We start from the raw sequence: 19,357 nt of genomic DNA, 5'->3' as shown, positions 1-19,357 counted from the left end.
CTACCGGCAGGAACGTGCCGGACGATCCGAGTAGGAAGGTGATGCCACGACGGGTGCTCCGTTGTGGTGTTGGTCCACACGAGTGAACTGGCACAGGACGGTACCTGGCGTTCACCTGCTTGTCAGTAGTTCCAGGGCTGTGAATTTCGCGGAAACTTTCGACCGCCGGGATGACGATCCGGTTGCGTAAGTGATCGCCGGTCGGCCGCGTACGGGGCGATACCCGACCACGTACGGAGTTACCGGTCGGCCCCGTACGAGGTGGTACCCGGCCGCGTACAGGGTCACCGCCCGGCCGCGTACCGGTCCGCCAGTACCGCCACCGTCGACGCGACCGCCTCCCGCAGCCCGGCCGGGCCGAGCACCTCCGCCTCGACGCCGAGCCGCAGCAGATCGCCGGTCGCGACCGGCTCCGACTCCACGGCCAGCTCCACTTCCACCCAGCCCCGCCCGTCCGCCGGCCCCGCGTCGGCGAGCGCCCGCACCCCCGCCGCCCCGAACTGCATCGGCAGCAGCTTCTGCCCGCGCGGTGACAGCCGCAGCCGGGCCGTGCCCTGCCGCGTGGCCGCCTCCATCCGCCGGGAGGACTCCGTCCAGTACGCGGCCAGGTCGAAGCCCGCGGGCCGGGTGAACTCCCCGCCCGTCTCCGTCACCGCCTGGAACCGCGACACCCGGTAGGTGCGCACCGAGTCCTCCGCCAGCGCCACCAGGTACCAGATGCCGCCCTTCAGCACGAGCCCCAGCGGACGCATCTCCCGGTGTACGTCACCGCGCCAGCGCCGGTAGTGGGTGCGCAGCACCCTCCGCTCCCACACCGCCCGCGCGACGGTCTCCAGATGCGGCACGGGGTCGGCGTCCCGGAACCAGGCCGGCGCGTCCAGGTGGAACCGCTCGCGCACCCGCCGCGCCTGATCCGCCAGTTCGCCCGGAAGGGCGGCCTCCATCTTCAGCTGGGCGCTCGCCAGGACGGCACCCAGCCCCAGGTCCCTGGCCGGTCCGGGCAGCCCCGCGAGCACCAGTGAACCGGCCTCCGCGTCCGTCAGCCCGGTCAGCCGCGTGCGGTAGCCCTCCAACAGGCGGTAGCCGCCCTCGGGTCCGCGCTCGGCCCGCACCGGCACCCCGGAGGCGCCGAGCGCCTCGACGTCCCGGTAGACGGTGCGCACCGACACCTCCAGCTCCGCCGCCAGCTCGGGGGCGGTCATCCGGCCGCGGTTCTGCAGCAGCAGGAGCAGGGAGAGAAGCCGGTCGGCACGCATGGGAGCCATTGTCCCGCCGTACCTGACAGAAGGTGTCAGGTACGGCCGGAAGAGTGGGGGACACATCGTCGGCCATTCCGGAAGGGAACACCCATGCCCACCACCAAGACCACCGGCCACTTCACCTTCGCCGACTGGAAGGAGAACGCCGTCACCGGCGAGGACGGCCTCCCCCGGCTCGCGAACGCCACGGTCACCAACGCCTTCTCGGGCGGCATCGAGGCCGAGCCCACCACCTGTGACTACTCGATCGCCTACCTGACCGGGGGCACCGGCACCTTCGCGGGCATGGAGCTCGTCAGCGGCCGGGTCGACGGCCGCGCGGGCACCTTCGTCCTGGAGGAGCGCGGCCGCTTCGAGAGCGACGGCACCGTCCACTGCGCCTTCGAGGTCGTCGAGGGCTCGGGCACCGGGGAACTGGCGGGGCTGCGCGGCACGGGCGGGTTCACCTACCGGCACGGGGAGACGAAGGTGGCGTACACCTTCGAGTACGGCCTGGGGTGACCGGGAGGGCCCCACTCCCACAAGTGCGTGGCTCGGCGAAACCGGCTCTGTGTACAGTGGACCAGCCTTCGCGCGCGCCGCGCGGCGCCTCCTTAGCTCAGCTGGCCAGAGCAACGCACTTGTAATGCGTAGGTCGTCGGTTCGAATCCGACAGGGGGCTCTGGCGAAATCCCAGGCCGGAACTGTTCCGGCCTGGGATTTCTCATGCCGTACGGCCGCGCAGTCGGCGTGCGATCTCCAGGTCCGTCTCGTCCAGCGGACGGCCGTCCTCGATCTCCCACAGGCAGTTCTGCAGCAGCCGCCCGTACGTCCACGCGCGTGCCCGCGCGCGGTCCAGGCCGAGGACGTCGGTCATGGCGTCGAAGCGCCAGATGACGTCGTCGGGGTCGAAGCGGTTGGCGAGGGCGGGCCAGAGGTCGAAGCCGGGGTCGCCGGCCAGGGGTTTGGGGTCGATGGCGAGCCAGGGGGCGCGGTCGGCGGCGAGGACGTTCTCGTCGTGCAGGTCCCAGTGCAGGAGGCGGTCGCCGGGTTCGTCGGCGACCTCGCGTACGGCGGCGGCGCAGTCGGCGACGAGACGGCGGGCGGCCGGGTCCGGGACGCGGTCCAGGGCGGCGGGGGTCCGTTCCAGCATGGCCGGTGCGATGTCGCGGAGGTGGCGCATGCCTTCGGGGGCCGGGGTGGTGTGGAGGTGGGCGAGGAGGCGGGCGATCACCAGGACGGTCTCGTGGACGTCTTCCTGGTGCGAGAGCATCCGGGTGGCGTCGAGGCGTTCCAGGAGCATGGTGCCGGTGGGTTCGTCGTGGTCCAGCAGGCGGACCGCGCCGTCGCCGTTCCAGAGGCGCAGGGCGACCGGTTCGCCGTCGGTCTCGTGGTCGCGGATCTGGAGCTTGAGTACCGCGTGAGTGTCGTCCGCGCGGGTGACGGGGAGGACGAGGGCGCTCACGCCGTGCATGGGTGTTCCGGTGACGCGCAGGTTCCAGCGGTCCAGGAAGGCGGCGGTGAGGTCGGGGAGGGCGGCGATGAAGGCGCGGCCCGCCTCCTTGTTGTACTTCTCCTGGGCGGCGGCGAGTTCCGCGGGGATGTCGATCACCTTTCGCACGGTAGTGGTGTCCGCTACGGTTCCAGGACGACTTTTCCGGTCGTCTGCCTGTTCTCCAGTGCCCGGTGGGCGGTGGCGGCCTCGGCGAGGGGGAAACGGTGCACGGCGGGGGTGAGTCTGCCTTCGGCGGCCTGGGTGAGGGCGCGTAGTTCGAGGGTGCGGACGGGGTCGGGGCCGCCGGCCCTGCGCATCATCTCGGGGCCGAGGACGTTGAGGGTGACGCCCTCGGCGACGTACGGGTTGTCGCTGCGGATGCCCTGGGAGGACCAGCCGAACACGACGTGCCGGCCGTCGGGGGCGAGGAGGTCGACCGCCGCGCGGGCGGTGTCGCCGCCCACGCCGTCGTACACGATGGTGACCTTGCCGCGGTGGGCGTCGAGTCGTTCGGGCCAGTCGGGGGTCGTGTAGTCGATGGCGAGGTCGGCGCCGTTGGCTGTCACCCGGGCGGTCTTCGCGGGGCCGCCGGCGAGGCCGATGACGGTGGCGCCGGCGTTCTTGGCGTACTGCACGAGGAGGGTGCCGATGCCGCCGGCCGCCGCCGGGACGAGGACCACGTCCGTGGGGCCGGGTTCGGCGAACTGCACGATTCCCATCGTCGTGCGGCCTGTGCCGATCATGGCGACGGCTTCGGCGAAGTCGAGACGTCCGGGGATGTCGTGGAGTCGGTCGGTGTCGGTGACGGCGAGTTCGGCGTAGCCGCCGGGTGCGAAGCCGAGGTGGGCGACGACGCGGCGGCCGAGCAGGTCTTCGGGGGTGCCCTCGCCGAGTGCGTCGACCACTCCGGCGATCTCGCGGCCGGGGATGGTCGGCAGGGTGGCGGGGGCCGGGCCGGGGCCTTTGGCGCCCTCTCGCAGGGCTGTGTCCAGGAGGTGGACGCCGGCCGCGCGGACGGCGATACGGACCTGTCCGGGGCCTGGCCGGGGGTCCTCGGTCTCTTCGTAGGTGAGGTTCTCGGCCGGTCCGAAGGCGTGCAGACGGATGGCGTGCATGTGGGATCCCCCCGGGGGTCGGGTCGTGCGCCGTTACGGCTCCCACGGTGCGACCTCAAGCGTGCTTGAGGTCAAGGGTGTTCCGGCCGAGGGCGAGGGAGACGGCCGTCAGGGCGCTGTTGAAGGAGACCTCGGAGAGCACGCCGGGTGCGGCGACCTGGTCGCCGGCGAGGTAGACGCCGTCGCCCCGGTCGACGGCGGGGCGGTCGCGCCAGGTGGTGCCGGGCGGGTCGACGGCGCCGGTGCGGCCGTTCGCCACGGCGTCCCGCCGCCAGGTGGTCCGCTTCCGCCAGCCGGGGAAGGCGAGGTCCAGGAGTTCCTCCGCGCGGGCGGTGCCGTCCGCCTTGGACTCGTGGGGGCCGATGGGGATCTGGCCCTGGACGAGCTGTTCGCCGGTGGGGGCGAGGGTGCGGTCCTGGGCGGTGAAGCGCTCCAGCCAGCCGGGTGCGTCGAGGTCGGACACGGCGAACGCGTCGCCGCGCCGGGTGCGTACGGCGAGGTCGACCAGGACGGTACGGCCGCTCGGCCAGGTCAGTGAGGGGTCGTCGAGGAGGCGGCGGGCGGAGTCGAGTGAGGTGGCGACGACGACGGGGGTGTCGGTGGGCAGGGTGTCGACGCGGGACAGCGTCTCCATGCGTACGCCGAGGTTCCACGCGCGGGCGGCCATCCGGTCGATGAGGCCGCCCCAGCCGCCGCGCGGGTAGTGGGCTTCCGGGGGGAGTTTGGTGGCGCGGCGCAGGCGTTCCTGTACGAACGCGGCGGACAGGGAGCCGGGGTCGTGGTGGAACAGTGCGACCGCGGTGTAGTGGGCGGCGGCCCGTGCGCCCTCCTCGCCGGTGATTGCGGTGGCCCAGGTGAGGAAGTCGGTGTCGACGGGCGCCTCGGTACCACCGCGGCGCAGCAGTTTCAGCAGGGCGAAGGGCGGGGTACGGCGGAGGGCGCCCCGGTGGCGGAGTCGGAGCCGGGCTGCTTCGAGGGGCGGGAGGGGGGCGAGGGGGCCGATGAGGCCGCGCTGGTGGAGCCAGGTCCAGTGGGGGCCGCCGTTGTAGAGGGCGTGGGGTCCGTCGTTGGTCCGGTAGGGGCCTTCGGCGGTGCGGGCCCGGCCGCCCAGGGTGTGGTGGGCTTCGTGGACGGTGACCTTGGCGCCGGCCTCGGCGGCGGTGATGGCCGCGGTGAGTCCGGCGAATCCGCCGCCGATGACGGTGATGCGGTGCATGGCTGGGGTCTCCCTCGGTCGGGGTCGCCTTCCGGCTTTGCGCGTACGACGGAGCGAGGGTGCGGGAATGTGACATGCGCGGCGTTTTCGCAGGTCGGGGGGATTGTCAGTGGTGGGGTGCAGCATGGGGCCATGGTGAGGAGAGCGGCGGGCGGTACGGGAGTGAAGGGGGCGAGGCGACCTGAGCTGCGGCTGCCCGCGCTGGAGCGTTACGAGGGGGGCGGGCTGGAGCCGGACGGGGATTACGACGGGCTGGAGTTCAGGGAGACGGACTTCGCCGGGCAGGACGGCGGTGGGGCGCGCTTCATGGACTGCGCGCTGACGGGGTGCGCGCTGGACGGGACGCGGCTGTCCCGGGTGCGGGTGCTGGATTCGGCGCTGGCCGGTGTCCGGGGTGTGGGCACCGACCTGGCCGAGGCGACGCTGCGCGACGTCGAGCTGACCGACGCGCGGCTCGGGGGGACGCAGTTGCACGGGGCGGTGCTGGAGCGGGTGCTGGTCCGGGGCGGGAAGATCGACTTTCTGAACCTGCGCTCGGCCCGGCTCAAGGATGTCGTCTTCGAGGGCTGTGTCCTGGTCGAGCCGGACTTCGGCGGGGCGCGGCTGGAGCGCGTGGAGTTCGTGGACTGCGTGTTGAAGGACGTGGACCTTTCGGGGGCCGCGCTGAAGGACGTGGACCTGCGGGGTGCCGCGTCGCTGGAGATCGCGCGGGGGGTGGACCGGCTGTCGGGGGCGGTGATCAGCACGGGCCAGTTGCTGGATCTGGCGCCGGTGCTGGCGGGGGAGCTGGGGATCAGGGTGGAGGGGTGAGAGGGGGTTACTTCACGCGGGGGTAGCGGGCCTGGAGGGTCCAGATGGCCGGGTTTTCGCCGAGGTCCTCGTGGAGGTCGGTCAGGTCGGCGAGGAGGTCGTGGAGGAAGTCGCGGGCTTCGCGGCGGAGTTCGGTGTGGGAGAAGGTCAGCGGGGGTTCGGAGGCGGGCAGCCATTCCGCCTCGATGTCCACCCAGCCGAAGCGGCGCTCGAAGAGCAGGCGGTCGGTGGACTCGGTGAAGTCCAGTTCCGCGTGCTGGGGACGGGAGGCGCGGGAGCCGGCCGGGTCCCGGTCGACGCGTTCGACGATGTCGCACAGTGCCCATGCGAAGTCGAGTACCGGTACCCATCCCCAGGCCGTGGACAGCTCGCGGTCCGACTTGGTGTCGGCGAGGTAGACGTCCCCGCAGAACAGGTCGTGGCGCAGGGCGTGGACGTCCGCGCGGCGGTAGTCGGTCTGCGGGGGGTCGGGGAAGCGGTTGGAGAGGGCGTAGCCGATGTCGAGCACGGGGGTGATGGTGTCACGTCGTGGTGCGCCGGCCCTCATAGGATCCTGGGGTGCGCCTCCACCGCCCTGGTTCCCGCAGTGCCGTCGCCGTCCTGTTCGTGGTGTCCGTGGTTGCTTGCGGGGGTGGTCCGGGGGCTTCCGCCGGCAGTTCCGGTGCGGGTGATCCGTACTTCCCGAAGGCCGGTAACGGTGGCTACGACGTCGGCCACTACGCCCTCGACCTCGTCTACGATCCCCGCGCGCACCGTCTCACCGGCACCGCGACGATCACCGCCCGTGCGTCGGAGGACCTCTCCGCGCTGAACCTCGACCTGAAGGGCCTCGACGTCGAGGAGGTCTCCGTCGACGGTGTGGCCGCCCGCTGGAGCCGGGCGGGGCAGGAGCTGACCGTCCGTCCGCGCGAGGCGGTGGACGGCACCTTCCGGGTGACCGTCCGTTATGGCGGCGCCCCGGTGACCGTCACCGACCCGGACGGTTCCGAGGAGGGCTGGCTGCGCACCGCCGACGGGGCGCTGGCGCTGGGGCAGCCGGTGGGGTCGATGGCGTGGTTCCCGGGCAATCACCATCCCTCCGACAAGGCGACGTATGCCGTCGCGGTGACGGTGCCGAAGGGGCTGCGGGTGGTGTCCAACGGGGAGCCGGCCGGTGAGGTGCGGAAGGGGAGCCGTACGACGTACCGCTGGCGCACCGGTGAGCCGATGGCGAGCTATCTCGCGACGCTGGCCGTCGGCAGGTACGACGTCCGCCGCACGGTGACGGCCGGCGGGCTGCCCGTGTACACGGCCGTCGATCCGGAGCAGGCGGAGGCGAGCCGTGCGGTCCTGGCGCGGATTCCCGAGGTGCTGGAGTGGGCGGAGCGGACCTTCGGGCCGTATCCCTTCTCCTCCGCGGGTGCGGTCGTCGAGCGCCCCGAGGACGCCGGGTACGCCCTGGAGACCCAGAACCGGCCCGTCTTCCCGGGCGCCCCCGACACCGTGCTGCTGGTCCATGAGATCGCCCACCAGTGGTACGGCAATTCCGTGTCTCCGCGCACCTGGCGGGACATGTGGCTCAACGAGGGCTTCGCGACGTACGCGCAGTGGCTGTGGCAGGAGGAGCACGGCGGCGACAGCGCGCAGCGGACCTTCGACTCGCTGTACGCCGGTTCGTACTTCCCGGACGCGGGGACCGACGAGGCCCTCTGGTCCTTCCCGCCTGCCGAGCCGCCGGACGCGGCGAGTGTCTCCGCCACCCCTGTGTACTGGCGTGGCGCGATGGTCCTGCACAAGATCCGGCGGACGGTCGGCGACGAGGCCTTCTCCGCCCTGCTCCGGGGCTGGGCGCGGGAGCACCGCCACGGCAACGCGGACACCGGTGATTTCACGGCGTACGTGGAGAAGTCGGCGCCGGGTGAGGACTTCACCGGGATCTGGGAGGACTGGCTGTACGGGGAGGGGCGGCCGGAGCGGCCCTGACGGCGTGCCGGAGTCCCCGGCCGGGCGGTTGCCGCCCGGCCGGGGACCGCGTCACGAGTGGGGCGTCCGTCAGACGTTCACGCCGAAGTCCTGGGCGATGCCCACGAGGCCCGAGGCGTAGCCCTGGCCGACCGCGCGGAACTTCCACTCCGCGCCGTTGCGGTACAGCTCGCCGAAGACCATGGCGGTCTCGGTGGCGGCGTCCTCCGACAGGTCGTAGCGGGCGATCTCGGTGCCGCCGGCCTGGTTGATGATGCGGATGTAGGCGTTGCGCACCTGGCCGAAGTTCTGGCTGCGGTTCTCGGCGTCGTAGATCGACACCGGGAAGACGATCTTGTCGATGTCGGCCGGGAGCGCGGCCAGGTTGACGTTGATCGCCTCGTCGTCGCCGGCGCCCTCGCCCGTGCGGTTGTCACCCGTGTGGACGATGGTGTTGTCCGGGGTCTGCTTGTTGTTGAAGAACACGAAGTGGGCGTCGGAGTAGACCTTGCCCTGCGTGTTGACCGCGATCGCCGAGGCGTCGAGGTCGAAGTCCGTGCCGGTGGTGGTGCGGACGTCCCAGCCGAGGCCCACGGTGACGGCGGTCAGGCCCGGAGCCTCCTTGGTGAGCGAGACGTTGCCACCCTTGGACAGGCTTACAGCCATTGTTGGGAGTCCCTTCCCTCGTTTACGTACGGCTAGAAACTACAGCTACCCCATTGAACGCGGAGAGGGGTGCGAGAGGTTCCAGGTCTCTTTACTTTCTTTACCCGTGTCCCGCGATCCGGGATATTCGGGTGACGTGGCCCGGTCAGGCGCGGGAACCTGTAGGGCATGTCCGGTCCCTATCTCATCCGCGGCTCCGTCTCCCTGCCCGAGGCCGAGCTCATGTGGCGTTTCTCGCGGTCGTCCGGGCCCGGTGGGCAGCATGTGAACACCAGTGACTCCCAGGTCGAGCTGCGCTTCGACCTCGCCCGTACCGAGGCGCTGCCCGAGGTGTGGAAGCAGCGGGCGCTGGAGCGGCTGGCCGGGCGGCTGACCGGTGGTGTGATCACTGTTCGCGCTTCGGAGCACCGTTCGCAGTGGCGCAACCGGGAGACGGCGGCGGTGCGGCTGGCGGCGCTGCTCGCGGAGGCGAGTGCGCCGCCGCCGAAGCCGCGTAGGCCCACGCGTATTCCGCGGGGGATCAATGAGCGGCGGTTGCGGGAGAAGAAGCAGCGGTCCGAGACGAAGAAGGGGCGCTCCGCGCGGGACTGGGGGTGACCCCGGTTCCCCTTGGGCGTGGCCCCGGCCCCCGAGGTGTGGCCCCGGCCTCGGGATCGGTGTCCCTGCGGGTCCGTCGTGGCTGGTCGCGCAGTTCCCCCGCGCTCCTTTCGGGGCGCGCTCGCGCGGCGGTAGCCGCATGTTGGGACAGCCCCGCGCCCCTTTCGGGGCGCGCTCGCGCGGCGGTAGCCGCATGTTGGGACAGCCCCGCGCCCTGACAGGATCCCGGTGTTTCAGTCCAGCTCCAGCTTCAGCACGCCCACCGTCTCTTCCCCGGCGAGTTCGCCGGTCTTGTGGAAGCCCAGTCCCAGGTAGAAGTTCTCGGGGCCGTTGTCGCCGGGGTGCCAGGTGACGTAGAGGTCGCGTACGCCTCGGCGGCGGAGTTCCTCGGCCACCGATTCCACGGCGAAGCGGCCGTAGCCCTTGCCCTGTTCCTCCGCCGCGATGTTCAGGCGCCACAGGCCGGAGCGGATGACGCTGCCGCCGTCCTCGTGCCAGTCGATGTCGAGGAAGGCCATCAGGAAGCCGACCGCGCGGTCGCCGTCCATGATCAGGCGGGGCCAGGCCCTGCCGGGATGCACATAGGCCTCGGCGAGGGAGTTCGCCACCGGGTCGACCGCGAATTCCTGGTCGGGACGGACCCGTATGCCGAGGGCGGCCTTGAGGTTCTTCGGGGTGATCTCTTCGAGGCGGAGTGCGGTGGTCGTCGTCACCCGGGCACCCTAAGCAGGTAAATACCGCCCGGTAAAAGGGATTTCGACCACGGCGGCAATGCGTTCAGCCCAACTGCCGGTAACGGCCCCGGAAATACGTCAGTGGACCGCCCTCCGCGCTCGGCACCCGGGCGGTCAGGACGCGGCCGATCACCAGGGTGTGGTCCCCGGCCGGGACCCGCTGCTCGGTGCGGCACTCCAGGGTCGCCAGCGCGCCGCCCACCAGTGGCGCCCCGCTGTGCTCGCCGCGCAGGTACGGGATGTCCGCGAAGAGCAGGCGGTCGCTGACCCGGCCCTTCATCGCGAAGCGGCCCGCGACGTGCCGCTGGCTCCCGGAGAGTACGGACACCGCCCACAGGGGCTGTTCGTCGAGGAGTTCGTCCATGCGGGAGCCGTTGCGCAGGCTGACCAGCACCAGCGGCGGGTCCAGGGAGACCGACAGGAACCCGGTGGCCGTCATGCCGACGTCCTCGCCGGCCGGCGCCGAAGGGTCGTCGGGATCCAGGGGCGGCTCCTGCGCGGTCACCAGGACCACGCCGGCGGCCAGCCGGGACAGGGCGGCTCGGAACTCGTCGTTGCTCACCCCCTCAGCATGCCGGGCGGCGGGCGGAACGGTGATCGTGGACGGGGCGGAAGTGTTCGGCACGCCGGAAACGCTAATCTCCGCTCCACGGGCACCGCATCGGACCCCGGCCCGAGCCGGGACCTAGGACCAACGCCCGAGTCGGGCACAATCCCTGCACAAGCACCACAAAAACTGCGTTCGTCGAAAACAAGGGGAAACCGCGGAAAGCCCACGCAATTGTTCACGTTTACCTGTGACTTGAGTCACAAGGGGCAAGAATTGTTGACCCTGTGTACCGAGTGGGCAGCGCGCTGTGATTCAGTGGCGGGGAAGCTGCTGGGACGATACGCCGAAGACAACCCTTGATTCGCTGCGAGGTCTCGGGGGGAGGGCGAGGATGGAGACCGAGTCGGAACCCTACGTCCGTCTTGCGTCACTGCGGCAACTCCACCAAGCCATGGCCGACATGAACACGGCCCGCAGCCTGGCGGACACGCTGCAGACGGTCGCCGACGGCGTCGTGGGCGCCCTCGGCTACGAGCTGGCGTGCGTCAACCTCGTACGCCCCGACGGTGATCTCGTGGTCGCCGCGCTCGCCGGGAACTCCGCCGCCGAGGCCCTCATCACCGGCCGGACCGGCTCCCGCGAGTCCTGGGACCGCCGCCTCCACATGGGCGAACGCTGGGGCGACCTGGTCTTCATACCGCACACCGAGGGCTGGGTCCTCGACGACGACGACGTCCCGCAGTGGTACACCGACGGGCCCGCGCCCCGCTTCGAGGACGAGTGGCACCCCTCCGACCGGCTCTTCGCCCCGATGTACGCCCCCGGCCCGCAGGGCGGCGGCACCTCAGGGGAACTGGTCGGCGTCCTCTCCGTGGACCGCCCGCGCAACGGCCGCCGGCCCGGTGCCTGGGGCCGCGAAGCCCTCCAGATGTACGCCTTCCAGGCCGCCATCGCGATCAGCAACGCGCGTCTGCGTGCCAACATGCAGCGCGCCCTGGTCCGCCTGGAGCGCGACCAGCAGGCGCTGCGGGCCAGCGAGGAAAGCTTCCGGCAGGCCTTCGAGTACGCCCCCTCCGGCATGGCCATCGCCGAGATGGGCGGTGACCAGCACGGCCGCATCCTGCGCACCAACGACGCCCTGTGCCGCCTGCTCGGCCGCCCCGCCTCCGCGATGCGCCGCTACTCCTTCTCCGACCTGGTCCACCCCGAGGACATAGGCACCCTGCTGCGCACCTCCGCCGAGGGCGGCCGGGCCGAACTGCGCCTGTGCCGCCGTGACGGCACGTACGTCTGGGTGTCCCTGCGCAACAGCGTCGTCGCCGACGCCGCCGACGGCCCCCGCTTCCTGCTCACCCACGTCGAGGACATAGAGGAGCGCAAGCGCCGCGAGCTCCAGCTCGCCCACCGCGCCTCCCACGACTCGCTCACCGGACTGCCGAACTCCGCCGAGCTGCGGGCGCGGCTGTCCGCCCGGCTGTGCCGGCAGCAGCCGCAGGGCGTGCTGCCCGCCTCCGTCGACTCCATGGAACCCTTCGAGTCCTTCGACTCCGCGGACTCCTTCGACGCCGCCTACGGTCCGCCCGCCGTCTTCGACCGGGGGTACGACTTCGACTTCCCGCCGGGCACGGAGGGGCGCGGGGGCTACGACGGCTACGACCACCACGTGCACACCGTCGCGCCCGCCGCCGAGTTCGACGACGGCGCCAAGGGGCTCGCGGTGCTCTTCTGCGACCTCGACGGCTTCAAGTCGATCAACGACCGGTTCGGGCACAACGCGGGCGACGCGGTGCTCATCGAGGTCGCCCGCCGGCTCGGCAACGGCGTACGCGACGGCGACACCGTCGCCCGGCTCGGCGGCGACGAGTTCGTGATCCTCGCCGACGGGCTCGGCCGGGCCGACGCCCAGGACCTCGCCGTGCGGCTGCGCAACGAGATCATCCAGCCCATCCGGGCCGAGGGACGGGCCGTGCGGGTCGGCGCCAGCTTCGGCATCGGGTGGGCGCACTGCGGGATGACGGCGGACGAAGTGCTGAAGTCAGCCGACGAACGGATGTACGTCGAGAAACGATCTCGTCCCAAACAGCACAGACGTGCGGGATGAAGCGCAGGTCAGTGGGTTGACGCGGTGCGGGTCACCCGTTCGGGCCATGGGAAGCGGGTAGGCTCGTTCTCTCCACCACTCGTACCGCACCCGATCCGCAGCTAGGAGCACCAAGGGATGACGGCCGGCAACAACGGCGCGAGCACGCCGGAGGACGACGACCCGTTCGGCTACCTCTACGCCGACGGGCAGGCCAACGGGGCCCAGCCGCCGTCCGGGGGCTACGGCTACCCGAACTCGGTCAACCGGGTGCGGCCGGTCGGGACCCGCCAGTACGGCCAGCAGGCACAGCCCGCTCCGCAGCAGCAGGGCGCGTACGGCCAGGCGAACGCCCACTACGCCGCCCCGGAGACGCTGCCCGGCGGCGCCACCACCGTCCAGTCGCACCAGGCGTCGCACGGCGGCGGGGGCGGCCGGGGCCGCGGCCCGAACACCAAGGGCCTGCTCATCGGCGCGATCGCGGTGGTCGCCGCGGTCGTGATCGGCATCAGCGTGGCCATGATCGGCGGCGACGACGAGGACAGCGGCGGCAACCAGGCGGACTCCACGCCGACCCGGTCCCAGGAGAGCGGCGAGCCGACCCCGTCGGCGAGCAAGAGCGCGGACGAGGGGGAGGCGGCGGAGCTGCCCACCGCCGACGCGAAGGCGATGCGGCTGGGCGGTTCGGCCGCCCTCGCGTCGGACGTCGAGGGAGCGCAGTCCGACGGCGGCAGCTACGTCGCCAACCTCAACCAGCCGGGGAACTCGGTCACCTGGACCGTCAACGACATCCCGGAGGACGGTGCCTACACCGTCTTCGTGCGCTACAGCACCACCGACGAGCCCCAGTCGATGACGCTCACCGTCAACGGCAAGGAGTTCGGCTCCAAGCTCAACATGGACAACTTCGCCCGCGCCGAGGACGGGGACTTCTCCAAGGGCTGGACCCAGACCTACGCCTGGCCGACCCTCAACAAGGGCTCCAACACCATCTCGGTCTCCTGTGCCGACGGCGACAAGTGCAACGTCCTGCTGGACCAGCTGTGGCTGAAGGAGGGCCAGGTCAAGAAGTGACCCGCCCTACGCCGCGGTCGCTTCCCCGGTCACCGTGACCCCGGTCAGCAGCTCCTCGTAGGCCGCCCGGTCGAAGTCGCCGGCCGTCGGGGACAGGACCGTCGTCGTCGACAGGGCGACCGCGCGGGCCAGCCGGTCCGGCCAGGGACGGTGTTCCACCAGGGCCGAGAGCAGTCCCGCGACGGCCGAGTCGCCGGCGCCGGTCGGGTTGCCGCGCAGCCGCCGCGGAGGGGCCGCGCGCCAGCGGCCCTCGCCGGTCACCGCGAGCAGGCCCTCCGGGCCCAGGGAGGCGACCACCGCGCCCGCGCCGCGCCGGCGGGCCTCCTGGGTGGCGCGCAGCGGCTCGTGGGAGCCGGTGAGTCCGGCCAGTTCCTCGGCGTTCGGCTTGAGGATGTCGGGCCGCCCCGCGACCCCGCGGCGCAGCGCCGCGCCGCTGGTGTCGAGGAGGGTCGGGACCCCGGCCGCACGGGCCGTGCGGATCAGGCCCGCGTACGCGCCCACCGGGACGCCCGGGGGCAGGCTGCCGCACAGGGCCACCGCCGAGGCGGCGGCCAGCAGATCCTCGTACACCTCCTGGAACGCGGACCACTCGGCGTGGCCGATCACCGGGCCGGGCTCGTTGAGCTGGGTGGTGGTGCCGGAGCGCCCGTCGACGACCGCGACGGTGCGCCGGGTCGTGCCGGAGACCGGGACCAGCGCGTCCGTCAGGCACGGGACCCCGGTGAGCCGCTCCCGCAGGATCCGGCCGGTCGCGCCGCCCGAGAAGCCGGTGACCGTCACCTCGTGGCCGAGGGCCGCGAGCACCCGCGCCACGTTGACGCCCTTGCCGCCGGGGCGTTCCGTCACCTCGGCGACCCGGTGGGAGGCCCCCGGCCGCAGGGACGGTACGCGATAGGTGATGTCGAGAGCGGTGTTCAGCGTGACCGTGAGGATCACCGGGCCGACCTCCCCCTTGGTGCCTGCGCTTGCCGTGGAACCCGTGGTCACGATCATGCCAAACGGACGGCGGTCGGCCCACCCCTAAGGCCCCGTCCGTCGACGGAGGGACGGATCAGCCCAGTCCGGGATCGACCACCCATTCCCCCCGGCGCATGACGCCCACCAGGTCGAAGCCGGCGTCCAGAACCACCAGGTCGGCGTCCTTTCCGGGCTCCAGGGAGCCGATCCGGTCGCCCAGGCCGAGCAGGCGGGCCGGGTTGGCGGAGATCGCCCGTACGACGTCCTCGACGGGCAGACCGTCCAGCGTCACCGCCCGCTTGAAGGCGCGGTCCAGGGTGAGCGTGGAGCCGGCGATCGAGCCGCCCTCCACCAGCCGGGCCACCCCGTCCGCGACCTCGACCTCCAGCGGGCCCAGCATGTAGCGGCCGTCGCCGAAGCCGGCCGCGTCCATCGCGTCGGTGATGAAGGCGACCCGCGCGGCCCCCGCGTGGTGGAAGGCGAGCTGGAGCGCGGCCGGATGCAGATGGGTGCCGTCGTTGATCAGCTCGACGGTGACCCGCTCGTCCTCGAGGAGGGCGGTGATCGGGCCGGGGGAGCGGTGGCCGAGCGGCGGCATCGCGTTGAACAGGTGGGTGGCGACGCTCGCGCCCGCGTCGATGGCCTGGAGCGTCTGCTCGTACGTGGCGTCCGTGTGCCCGACCGCCGCGATCACCCCGTGCTCGGCGAGCAGCCGTACGGAGTCCAGGCCGCCCGGCAGCTCGGTCGCCAGCGTCATCATCCTCGCCTGCCCGTGCGCCGCGTCGAGCAGCTTGCGCACCTCGGCCGGGTCGGGGTCGCGCAGCAGCTCCTCGTCGTGCGCGCCCTTGCGGCACGGGGAGATGAACGGCCCCTCGAAGTGGATGCCGGCGATGTCGCCCTGCTGGGCCAGCTCGGCGAGCATCCCGGCGTGCCGGGCGAGGAAGTCCAGGTCACCGGTGACGGCGGAGGCGACCACGGTGGTGGTGCCGTGCGTGCGGTGGGTGTGCACGCCCTTGAGGACGTCCTCGGCGGTGCCGCCGGCGAAGGACGCCCCTCCGCCGCCGTGGTTGTGGAGGTCGACGAAGCCGGGGACCACCCAATGGCCGCTCAGGTCGACCGTCTCGGCACCGGCGGGCGCGGTGTCCGCGATCCGCGTGCCCTCGACGGTCACGCGGCCGTCGTCCACGGTCCCGGTGGGCAGGACCACCCGGGCACCGGCGAGAACCTTGGTGGGGGCCATCAGGTGGTTACCTCCGAGGGGTACGAGGGGTCAGTGGTGTCGATCAGATCCCAGGCGAGGAGCCCCGCGCCCAGGCATCCGGCGGTGTCCCCGAGGGCCGCGGGGACCAGGGACGGCAGCTTCTGGAAGGTGATCCGCCGCCGGACGGCCTCCCGCAGCGGTGTGAACAAGGTTTCCCCCGCCTCGGCGAGCCCGCCACCGATGATCAGCGCCCGGGGGTCCAGCAGGGTGAGCGCGGTGACCAGCCCGTCGGCGAGCGCGTCCACCGCGTCCTGCCACACCTGACGGGCCCGTACGTCCCCGGACTCGACGGCCTTCGCGCAGTCCGCCGCGTCCGCGCCCGGATCCCCGCAGGCCGCCGCCCACGCCTCACTCACCGCGGCGGCGGACGCGAACCGCTCCAGACAGCCGCGCTGCCCGCACGGACAGGGGGCGCCTCCGGGCCTTACGACGATGTGGCCGATCTCGCCCGCGAAGCCGTGCGCGCCCGACTCGACCCGGCCGTCGATGCCGATGGCGCCCGCGATACCGGTGCCCAGCGGCACGAACAGGAAGCGGTCGGCGCCCCGGCCGGCTCCGATACGGCCCTCGGCGAGACCGCCGGCGCGCACGTCGTGACCGAGGGCGACGGGGACGCCGCCGAGGCGTTCGGTGAGCAGCGCGCGCAGCGGGACGTCGCGCCAGCCGAGGTTGGCCGCGTAGACGGCGACGCCCTGAGCCTCGTCGACGATGCCGGGGACGGCGACGCCGGCGGCGGACGCGGCCTCGCCGTACCGCCGTACGCCGTGGGCGCGCAGTTCGGCCGCGAAGTCGAGGATGTCCGCGACGACCGCGTCCGGGCCGCGTTCGCGGCCGGTGGCCCGGCGGGCCTGGTGCAGCAGTGTGCCGTCCGCCCCGGCCAGGGCGGCCTTCATCCCGGTGCCGCCCACATCGAGGGCGATGACGTGTTTCACGTGGAACAGTGTGGCCCCCGGACCCGCAAGAGGTCTAGTCCACTTACGTGGTGTAGACCTTATTCCGATTATCGAAAACGTTTCGGATGGCGCGGACGCGCCGGAGCAGGGGCGAGGCAAGTGCAGCGGCGGGTCAGAACAAGGACGATCGCGGTGGTGTCCGCACTGGGGCTGACGGGAGTCCTCGGCGGATGCGGACTCGGTGGCGGGTCCTCCGAAGTGACCTTGAAGCTGGTCGCCGCCGACTACGGCGACAGCGCGGCCAACAGCTCCGAGAAGTACTGGGCCGACCTGGTCGAGCGGTACGAGTCCAAGCACCCCGATGTGAAGATCGACGTGGACGTCTACTCCTGGAACGACGTCGACCGCGAGGTCAAGGAGATGGTCGACGCGGGCACCCCGCCGGACATGGCGCAGATCGGCGCGTACGCCGACTACGCGGCCGAGGGCGAGCTCTACAAGGCCGACGACCTGCTCTCCATCCCCGTCCAGGCGGACTTCCTCGCCCAGCTGACCACCGCGGGCGAGGTCAACAGCGTGCAGTACGGCCTGCCGTTCGCCTCCTCCACGCGCGTGCTGTTCTACAACAAGAAGCTGTTCGCCGAGGCCGGCATCACCCCGCCGCAGACCTGGGACGAGCTCGCCGAGGCCGCCGAGGCGCTCGACGCGGAGGGCGTCGAGTACCCGTACGCGCTGCCGCTCGGCCCGGAGGAGGCACAGGCCGAGACCATGCAGTGGCTGCTCAGCGGCGACGGCGGCTACACCGACCTCATGGGCACGTACAGCATCGACTCCGCGCAGAACGTCGAGACCTTCTCCTGGCTGAAGGACGAGCTGGTCGGCAAGGGCCTGACCGGTCCCGTCGCGCCCGGCAAGCTCGACCGGGCCGAGGCGTTCGCGGCGTTCGCCGCCGGGGACGTCGGCATGCTCAACGGGCACCCCTCGCTGATGGAGACGGCGAAGGCGAAGGGCGTGGAGTTCGGCATGGTGCCGACGCCGGGCGTCGACGGCGAGAGCCCGGTCACGCTCGGTGTCGCCGACTGGATGATGGCCTTCAAGAAGAACGGCCACCGCGACCAGGTCGGCGAGTTCCTCGACTTCGTCTACAGCGAGGAGAACGTGCTCGACTTCTCCCGCGAGTACAACCTGCTGCCGGTCACCACCTCCGCGTCCCAAACGATGGCCGCGTCCGACCAGGACAAGGACCTCAAGCCCTTCCTCGACCAGCTGGTGACCTCGGAGCTCTACCCGGTCGGCAACACCTCCTGGGCGGTGGTCAACGCGGCGGTCAAGAAGCAGATCGGCAAGGCGGTCGCCCCGGGCGGCAGCCCCGCCGGCGTCCTCGGCGCACTCCAGGCGACGGCGACGCGCGCGGAGAGCGCGGAGTAGTCTGCGGGGCATGGGCACGGGGGACGAGGAGCAGGGAGCCGGGGGGCTCGCCCGGCGCGAGCAGGACATCCTCGCGTTGGAACGTCGGGGCTTCTCCGGTCCCGGCGTCAAGGAACGCGTCATCCGCGAGGAGCTGGGGCTGGCTCCCGTCCGGTACTACCAGCTCCTGAACGCGCTCCTGGACGATCCCCGGGCCCTCGCCCACGACCCGGTGACGGTCAACCGTCTGCGCCGCGTACGGGAGACCCGCCGCACCGAGCGTTGATCGCCCCGCCGCCCCTTCCCGTTCCCGTCCCCGGGGGCGCTGCCCCCGGACCCCCGCTCCTCAAACGCCGGAGGGGCTGAAAATTAGCCTCTCCGGCGTTTGAGGAGCTGGGGTCCGGGGCGGAGCCCCAGTTTCGGGACGGGAAGGGGCGGCGGGGGCGAAAAAACCCGGTCAGCGCATCCGCCCCGCCAACCCCCGCAGCAGCCCCACCACCCCCGCCGGCCCGTCGACCACCAGGTCCGCCCGTTCCCGAAGCTCCGCCACCTCGTCGCTCCCGCTGCACACCAGCAGCCCCGGAGTGCCGGCGGAGCGGAGCTTGTCGACGGCCGTGTAGGCGGGCAGGTCGCCCAGGTCGTCACCCGCGTACAGGACCGACTCGGCGCCGATGTCCCGGGCGTACTCCATCAGGGCGACGCCCTTGTCCATCCCGGGCGGACGCAGCTCCAGCACCATGCGGCCGGGCTCGACGATCAGACCGTGCCGGGTGGCGAGGTCGGCGAGCGGCTCGCGCAGGGCCTCGAACGCGGCCTGCGGGTCGGTGGCCCGGCGGGTGTGGACCGCCACCGCCCGGCCACCCTTCTCCTCGATCCACGTGCCCTGCCACGCGCCGACCCGGTCGAGCACCCCCGGCAGCTCCGCGCGGACGGCGGCGACCCCGGGGTGCGGGGCGGGCGCGGTGACCGTGCCGGTGACGGCGTCCCAGCGCTCGGCTCCGTAATGGCCGAGAACGACGAGGTGTCCGAGGCCGGGAACGCCCGCGAAGCCCCCATGGCGGACCGCGACCCCCGCCGGCCGGCCGGTGACGACCGCGACCGCGGCCACCTTGGGCGCGAGCGCGGCGAGCGCGCCGACCGCGTCCGGGTGCGCGCGGGCCTGCTCGGGATCGGCCACGATCGGCGCGAGCGTCCCGTCGAAGTCGAGCCCGATCAGTGCCTTCCCCGGGCGGGAGAGAAGCGCCTCCAGCCCTTCCCGCCCGGCCTGCGTGGCGGGCGTCGGCGTGGCGTTCGGCTCCGTGGAATCCGTATGGCTGGCCATAC

The 19,357-nt window shown here is 72.2% G+C and carries 20 protein-coding genes and 1 tRNA gene; 9 read left to right on the top strand and 12 right to left on the bottom strand.

Annotation, left to right across the window (positions count from 1 at the left end; genetic code table 11):
• Nucleotides 1-284: 284 nt before the first annotated feature.
• Nucleotides 285-1,256 (bottom strand): helix-turn-helix transcriptional regulator, encoded by a 972-nt coding sequence (locus ACIA6T_RS14615; protein ID WP_399446854.1) that lies wholly within the window; start codon nucleotides 1,254-1,256, stop codon nucleotides 285-287.
• A 93-nt stretch (nucleotides 1,257-1,349) separates the two neighbouring features.
• Here ACIA6T_RS14615 and ACIA6T_RS14610 point away from each other — a divergent pair, with 93 nt between their 5' ends.
• A complete protein-coding gene (locus ACIA6T_RS14610) occupies nucleotides 1,350-1,760 on the top strand; it encodes a DUF3224 domain-containing protein (protein ID WP_399446853.1) in 411 nt (136 codons plus the stop codon).
• 86 nt (nucleotides 1,761-1,846) lie between these two features.
• Nucleotides 1,847-1,920 (top strand) — tRNA-Thr (locus ACIA6T_RS14605).
• Nucleotides 1,921-1,962: 42 nt separating this feature from the next.
• On the opposite strand, the gene ACIA6T_RS14600 is transcribed toward ACIA6T_RS14605, so the two are convergent.
• The 3 genes from ACIA6T_RS14600 to ACIA6T_RS14590 are packed head-to-tail and all read right to left on the bottom strand — an operon-like array spanning nucleotide 1,963 to nucleotide 5,064.
• A complete protein-coding gene (locus ACIA6T_RS14600; RefSeq protein ID WP_399446852.1) occupies nucleotides 1,963-2,859 on the bottom strand; it encodes an aminoglycoside phosphotransferase family protein in 897 nt (298 codons plus the stop codon).
• 14 nt (nucleotides 2,860-2,873) lie between these two features.
• The gene (locus ACIA6T_RS14595) at nucleotides 2,874-3,848 is read right to left on the bottom strand and encodes a zinc-binding dehydrogenase (protein WP_399446851.1); all 975 of its coding nucleotides are present in this window, start codon (nucleotides 3,846-3,848) and stop codon (nucleotides 2,874-2,876) included.
• Between the two features lie 55 nt (nucleotides 3,849-3,903).
• On the bottom strand, nucleotides 3,904-5,064 hold the full coding sequence (locus tag ACIA6T_RS14590) for an FAD-dependent oxidoreductase (protein ID WP_399446850.1): 1,161 nt from the start codon (nucleotides 5,062-5,064) through the stop codon (nucleotides 3,904-3,906).
• A 132-nt stretch (nucleotides 5,065-5,196) separates the two neighbouring features.
• On the opposite strand from ACIA6T_RS14590, the gene ACIA6T_RS14585 reads away from it, so the two are divergent.
• Nucleotides 5,197-5,874: a pentapeptide repeat-containing protein gene (locus ACIA6T_RS14585; RefSeq protein ID WP_399446849.1), complete on the top strand. Its 678-nt coding sequence runs from the start codon at nucleotides 5,197-5,199 to the stop codon at nucleotides 5,872-5,874.
• Between the two features lie 7 nt (nucleotides 5,875-5,881).
• On the opposite strand, the gene ACIA6T_RS14580 is transcribed toward ACIA6T_RS14585, so the two are convergent.
• The gene (locus tag ACIA6T_RS14580) at nucleotides 5,882-6,382 is read right to left on the bottom strand and encodes a hypothetical protein (protein ID WP_399446848.1); all 501 of its coding nucleotides are present in this window, start codon (nucleotides 6,380-6,382) and stop codon (nucleotides 5,882-5,884) included.
• A gap of 50 nt (nucleotides 6,383-6,432) precedes the next feature.
• Between ACIA6T_RS14580 and ACIA6T_RS14575 the strand changes: the two genes are divergently transcribed.
• On the top strand, nucleotides 6,433-7,836 hold the full coding sequence (locus ACIA6T_RS14575; protein ID WP_399446847.1) for a M1 family metallopeptidase: 1,404 nt from the start codon (nucleotides 6,433-6,435) through the stop codon (nucleotides 7,834-7,836).
• Between the two features lie 69 nt (nucleotides 7,837-7,905).
• Here the strand turns inward: ACIA6T_RS14575 and ACIA6T_RS14570 are convergent, their stop codons facing one another.
• Nucleotides 7,906-8,481: a TerD family protein gene (locus tag ACIA6T_RS14570; RefSeq protein ID WP_073934377.1), complete on the bottom strand. Its 576-nt coding sequence runs from the start codon at nucleotides 8,479-8,481 to the stop codon at nucleotides 7,906-7,908.
• Between the two features lie 168 nt (nucleotides 8,482-8,649).
• Between ACIA6T_RS14570 and arfB the strand changes: the two genes are divergently transcribed.
• Entirely contained in the window at nucleotides 8,650-9,078 is a 429-nt protein-coding gene (gene arfB / locus ACIA6T_RS14565) for an alternative ribosome rescue aminoacyl-tRNA hydrolase ArfB (protein WP_399446846.1), read from the top strand.
• A gap of 233 nt (nucleotides 9,079-9,311) precedes the next feature.
• Here the strand turns inward: arfB and ACIA6T_RS14560 are convergent, their stop codons facing one another.
• Together ACIA6T_RS14560 and ACIA6T_RS14555 are read right to left on the bottom strand one after the other, a co-directional pair.
• A complete protein-coding gene (locus ACIA6T_RS14560) occupies nucleotides 9,312-9,791 on the bottom strand; it encodes a GNAT family N-acetyltransferase (protein ID WP_399446845.1) in 480 nt (159 codons plus the stop codon).
• A 64-nt stretch (nucleotides 9,792-9,855) separates the two neighbouring features.
• Nucleotides 9,856-10,437 (bottom strand): flavin reductase family protein, encoded by a 582-nt coding sequence (locus ACIA6T_RS14555; RefSeq protein ID WP_399446844.1) that lies wholly within the window; start codon nucleotides 10,435-10,437, stop codon nucleotides 9,856-9,858.
• Nucleotides 10,438-10,753: 316 nt separating this feature from the next.
• Here ACIA6T_RS14555 and cdgB point away from each other — a divergent pair, with 316 nt between their 5' ends.
• Both cdgB and ACIA6T_RS14545 read left to right on the top strand, forming a co-directional pair.
• The gene (gene cdgB, locus ACIA6T_RS14550; protein ID WP_399446843.1) at nucleotides 10,754-12,463 is read left to right on the top strand and encodes a diguanylate cyclase CdgB; all 1,710 of its coding nucleotides are present in this window, start codon (nucleotides 10,754-10,756) and stop codon (nucleotides 12,461-12,463) included.
• A 117-nt stretch (nucleotides 12,464-12,580) separates the two neighbouring features.
• Nucleotides 12,581-13,516, top strand: coding sequence for a carbohydrate-binding protein (locus tag ACIA6T_RS14545; RefSeq protein WP_399446842.1), 936 nt, complete (start codon nucleotides 12,581-12,583; stop codon nucleotides 13,514-13,516).
• 6 nt (nucleotides 13,517-13,522) lie between these two features.
• Here ACIA6T_RS14545 and ACIA6T_RS14540 read toward each other — a convergent pair whose 3' ends face one another.
• The 3 genes from ACIA6T_RS14540 to ACIA6T_RS14530 form a co-directional block, all read right to left on the bottom strand.
• On the bottom strand, nucleotides 13,523-14,452 hold the full coding sequence (locus ACIA6T_RS14540) for a 1-phosphofructokinase family hexose kinase (protein ID WP_399446963.1): 930 nt from the start codon (nucleotides 14,450-14,452) through the stop codon (nucleotides 13,523-13,525).
• 115 nt (nucleotides 14,453-14,567) lie between these two features.
• Entirely contained in the window at nucleotides 14,568-15,713 is a 1,146-nt protein-coding gene (nagA, locus tag ACIA6T_RS14535; RefSeq protein ID WP_399446841.1) for an N-acetylglucosamine-6-phosphate deacetylase, read from the bottom strand.
• Nucleotides 15,713-16,666: an ROK family protein gene (locus tag ACIA6T_RS14530; protein WP_399446840.1), complete on the bottom strand. Its 954-nt coding sequence runs from the start codon at nucleotides 16,664-16,666 to the stop codon at nucleotides 15,713-15,715. Before ACIA6T_RS14530 ends, nagA begins: the two co-directional genes overlap by 1 nt.
• Nucleotides 16,667-16,786: 120 nt before the next feature.
• Here ACIA6T_RS14530 and ACIA6T_RS14525 point away from each other — a divergent pair, with 120 nt between their 5' ends.
• Both ACIA6T_RS14525 and ACIA6T_RS14520 read left to right on the top strand, forming a co-directional pair.
• Complete coding sequence (locus ACIA6T_RS14525; RefSeq protein ID WP_399446839.1) at nucleotides 16,787-18,055, top strand: extracellular solute-binding protein; 1,269 nt, start codon at nucleotides 16,787-16,789, stop codon at nucleotides 18,053-18,055.
• Nucleotides 18,056-18,065: 10 nt separating this feature from the next.
• On the top strand, nucleotides 18,066-18,320 hold the full coding sequence (locus ACIA6T_RS14520) for a DUF3263 domain-containing protein (RefSeq protein WP_399446838.1): 255 nt from the start codon (nucleotides 18,066-18,068) through the stop codon (nucleotides 18,318-18,320).
• A 171-nt stretch (nucleotides 18,321-18,491) separates the two neighbouring features.
• On the opposite strand, the gene otsB is transcribed toward ACIA6T_RS14520, so the two are convergent.
• Nucleotides 18,492-19,355: a trehalose-phosphatase gene (gene otsB, locus ACIA6T_RS14515; RefSeq protein ID WP_399446837.1), complete on the bottom strand. Its 864-nt coding sequence runs from the start codon at nucleotides 19,353-19,355 to the stop codon at nucleotides 18,492-18,494.
• Nucleotides 19,356-19,357 lie beyond the last annotated feature (2 nt).

Source organism: Streptomyces sp. NPDC051740 (genome assembly GCF_044453165.1).
Lineage (GTDB): Bacteria > Actinomycetota > Actinomycetes > Streptomycetales > Streptomycetaceae > Streptomyces > Streptomyces atrovirens.
This window is presented reverse-complemented; position numbering and strand designations above follow the sequence as displayed.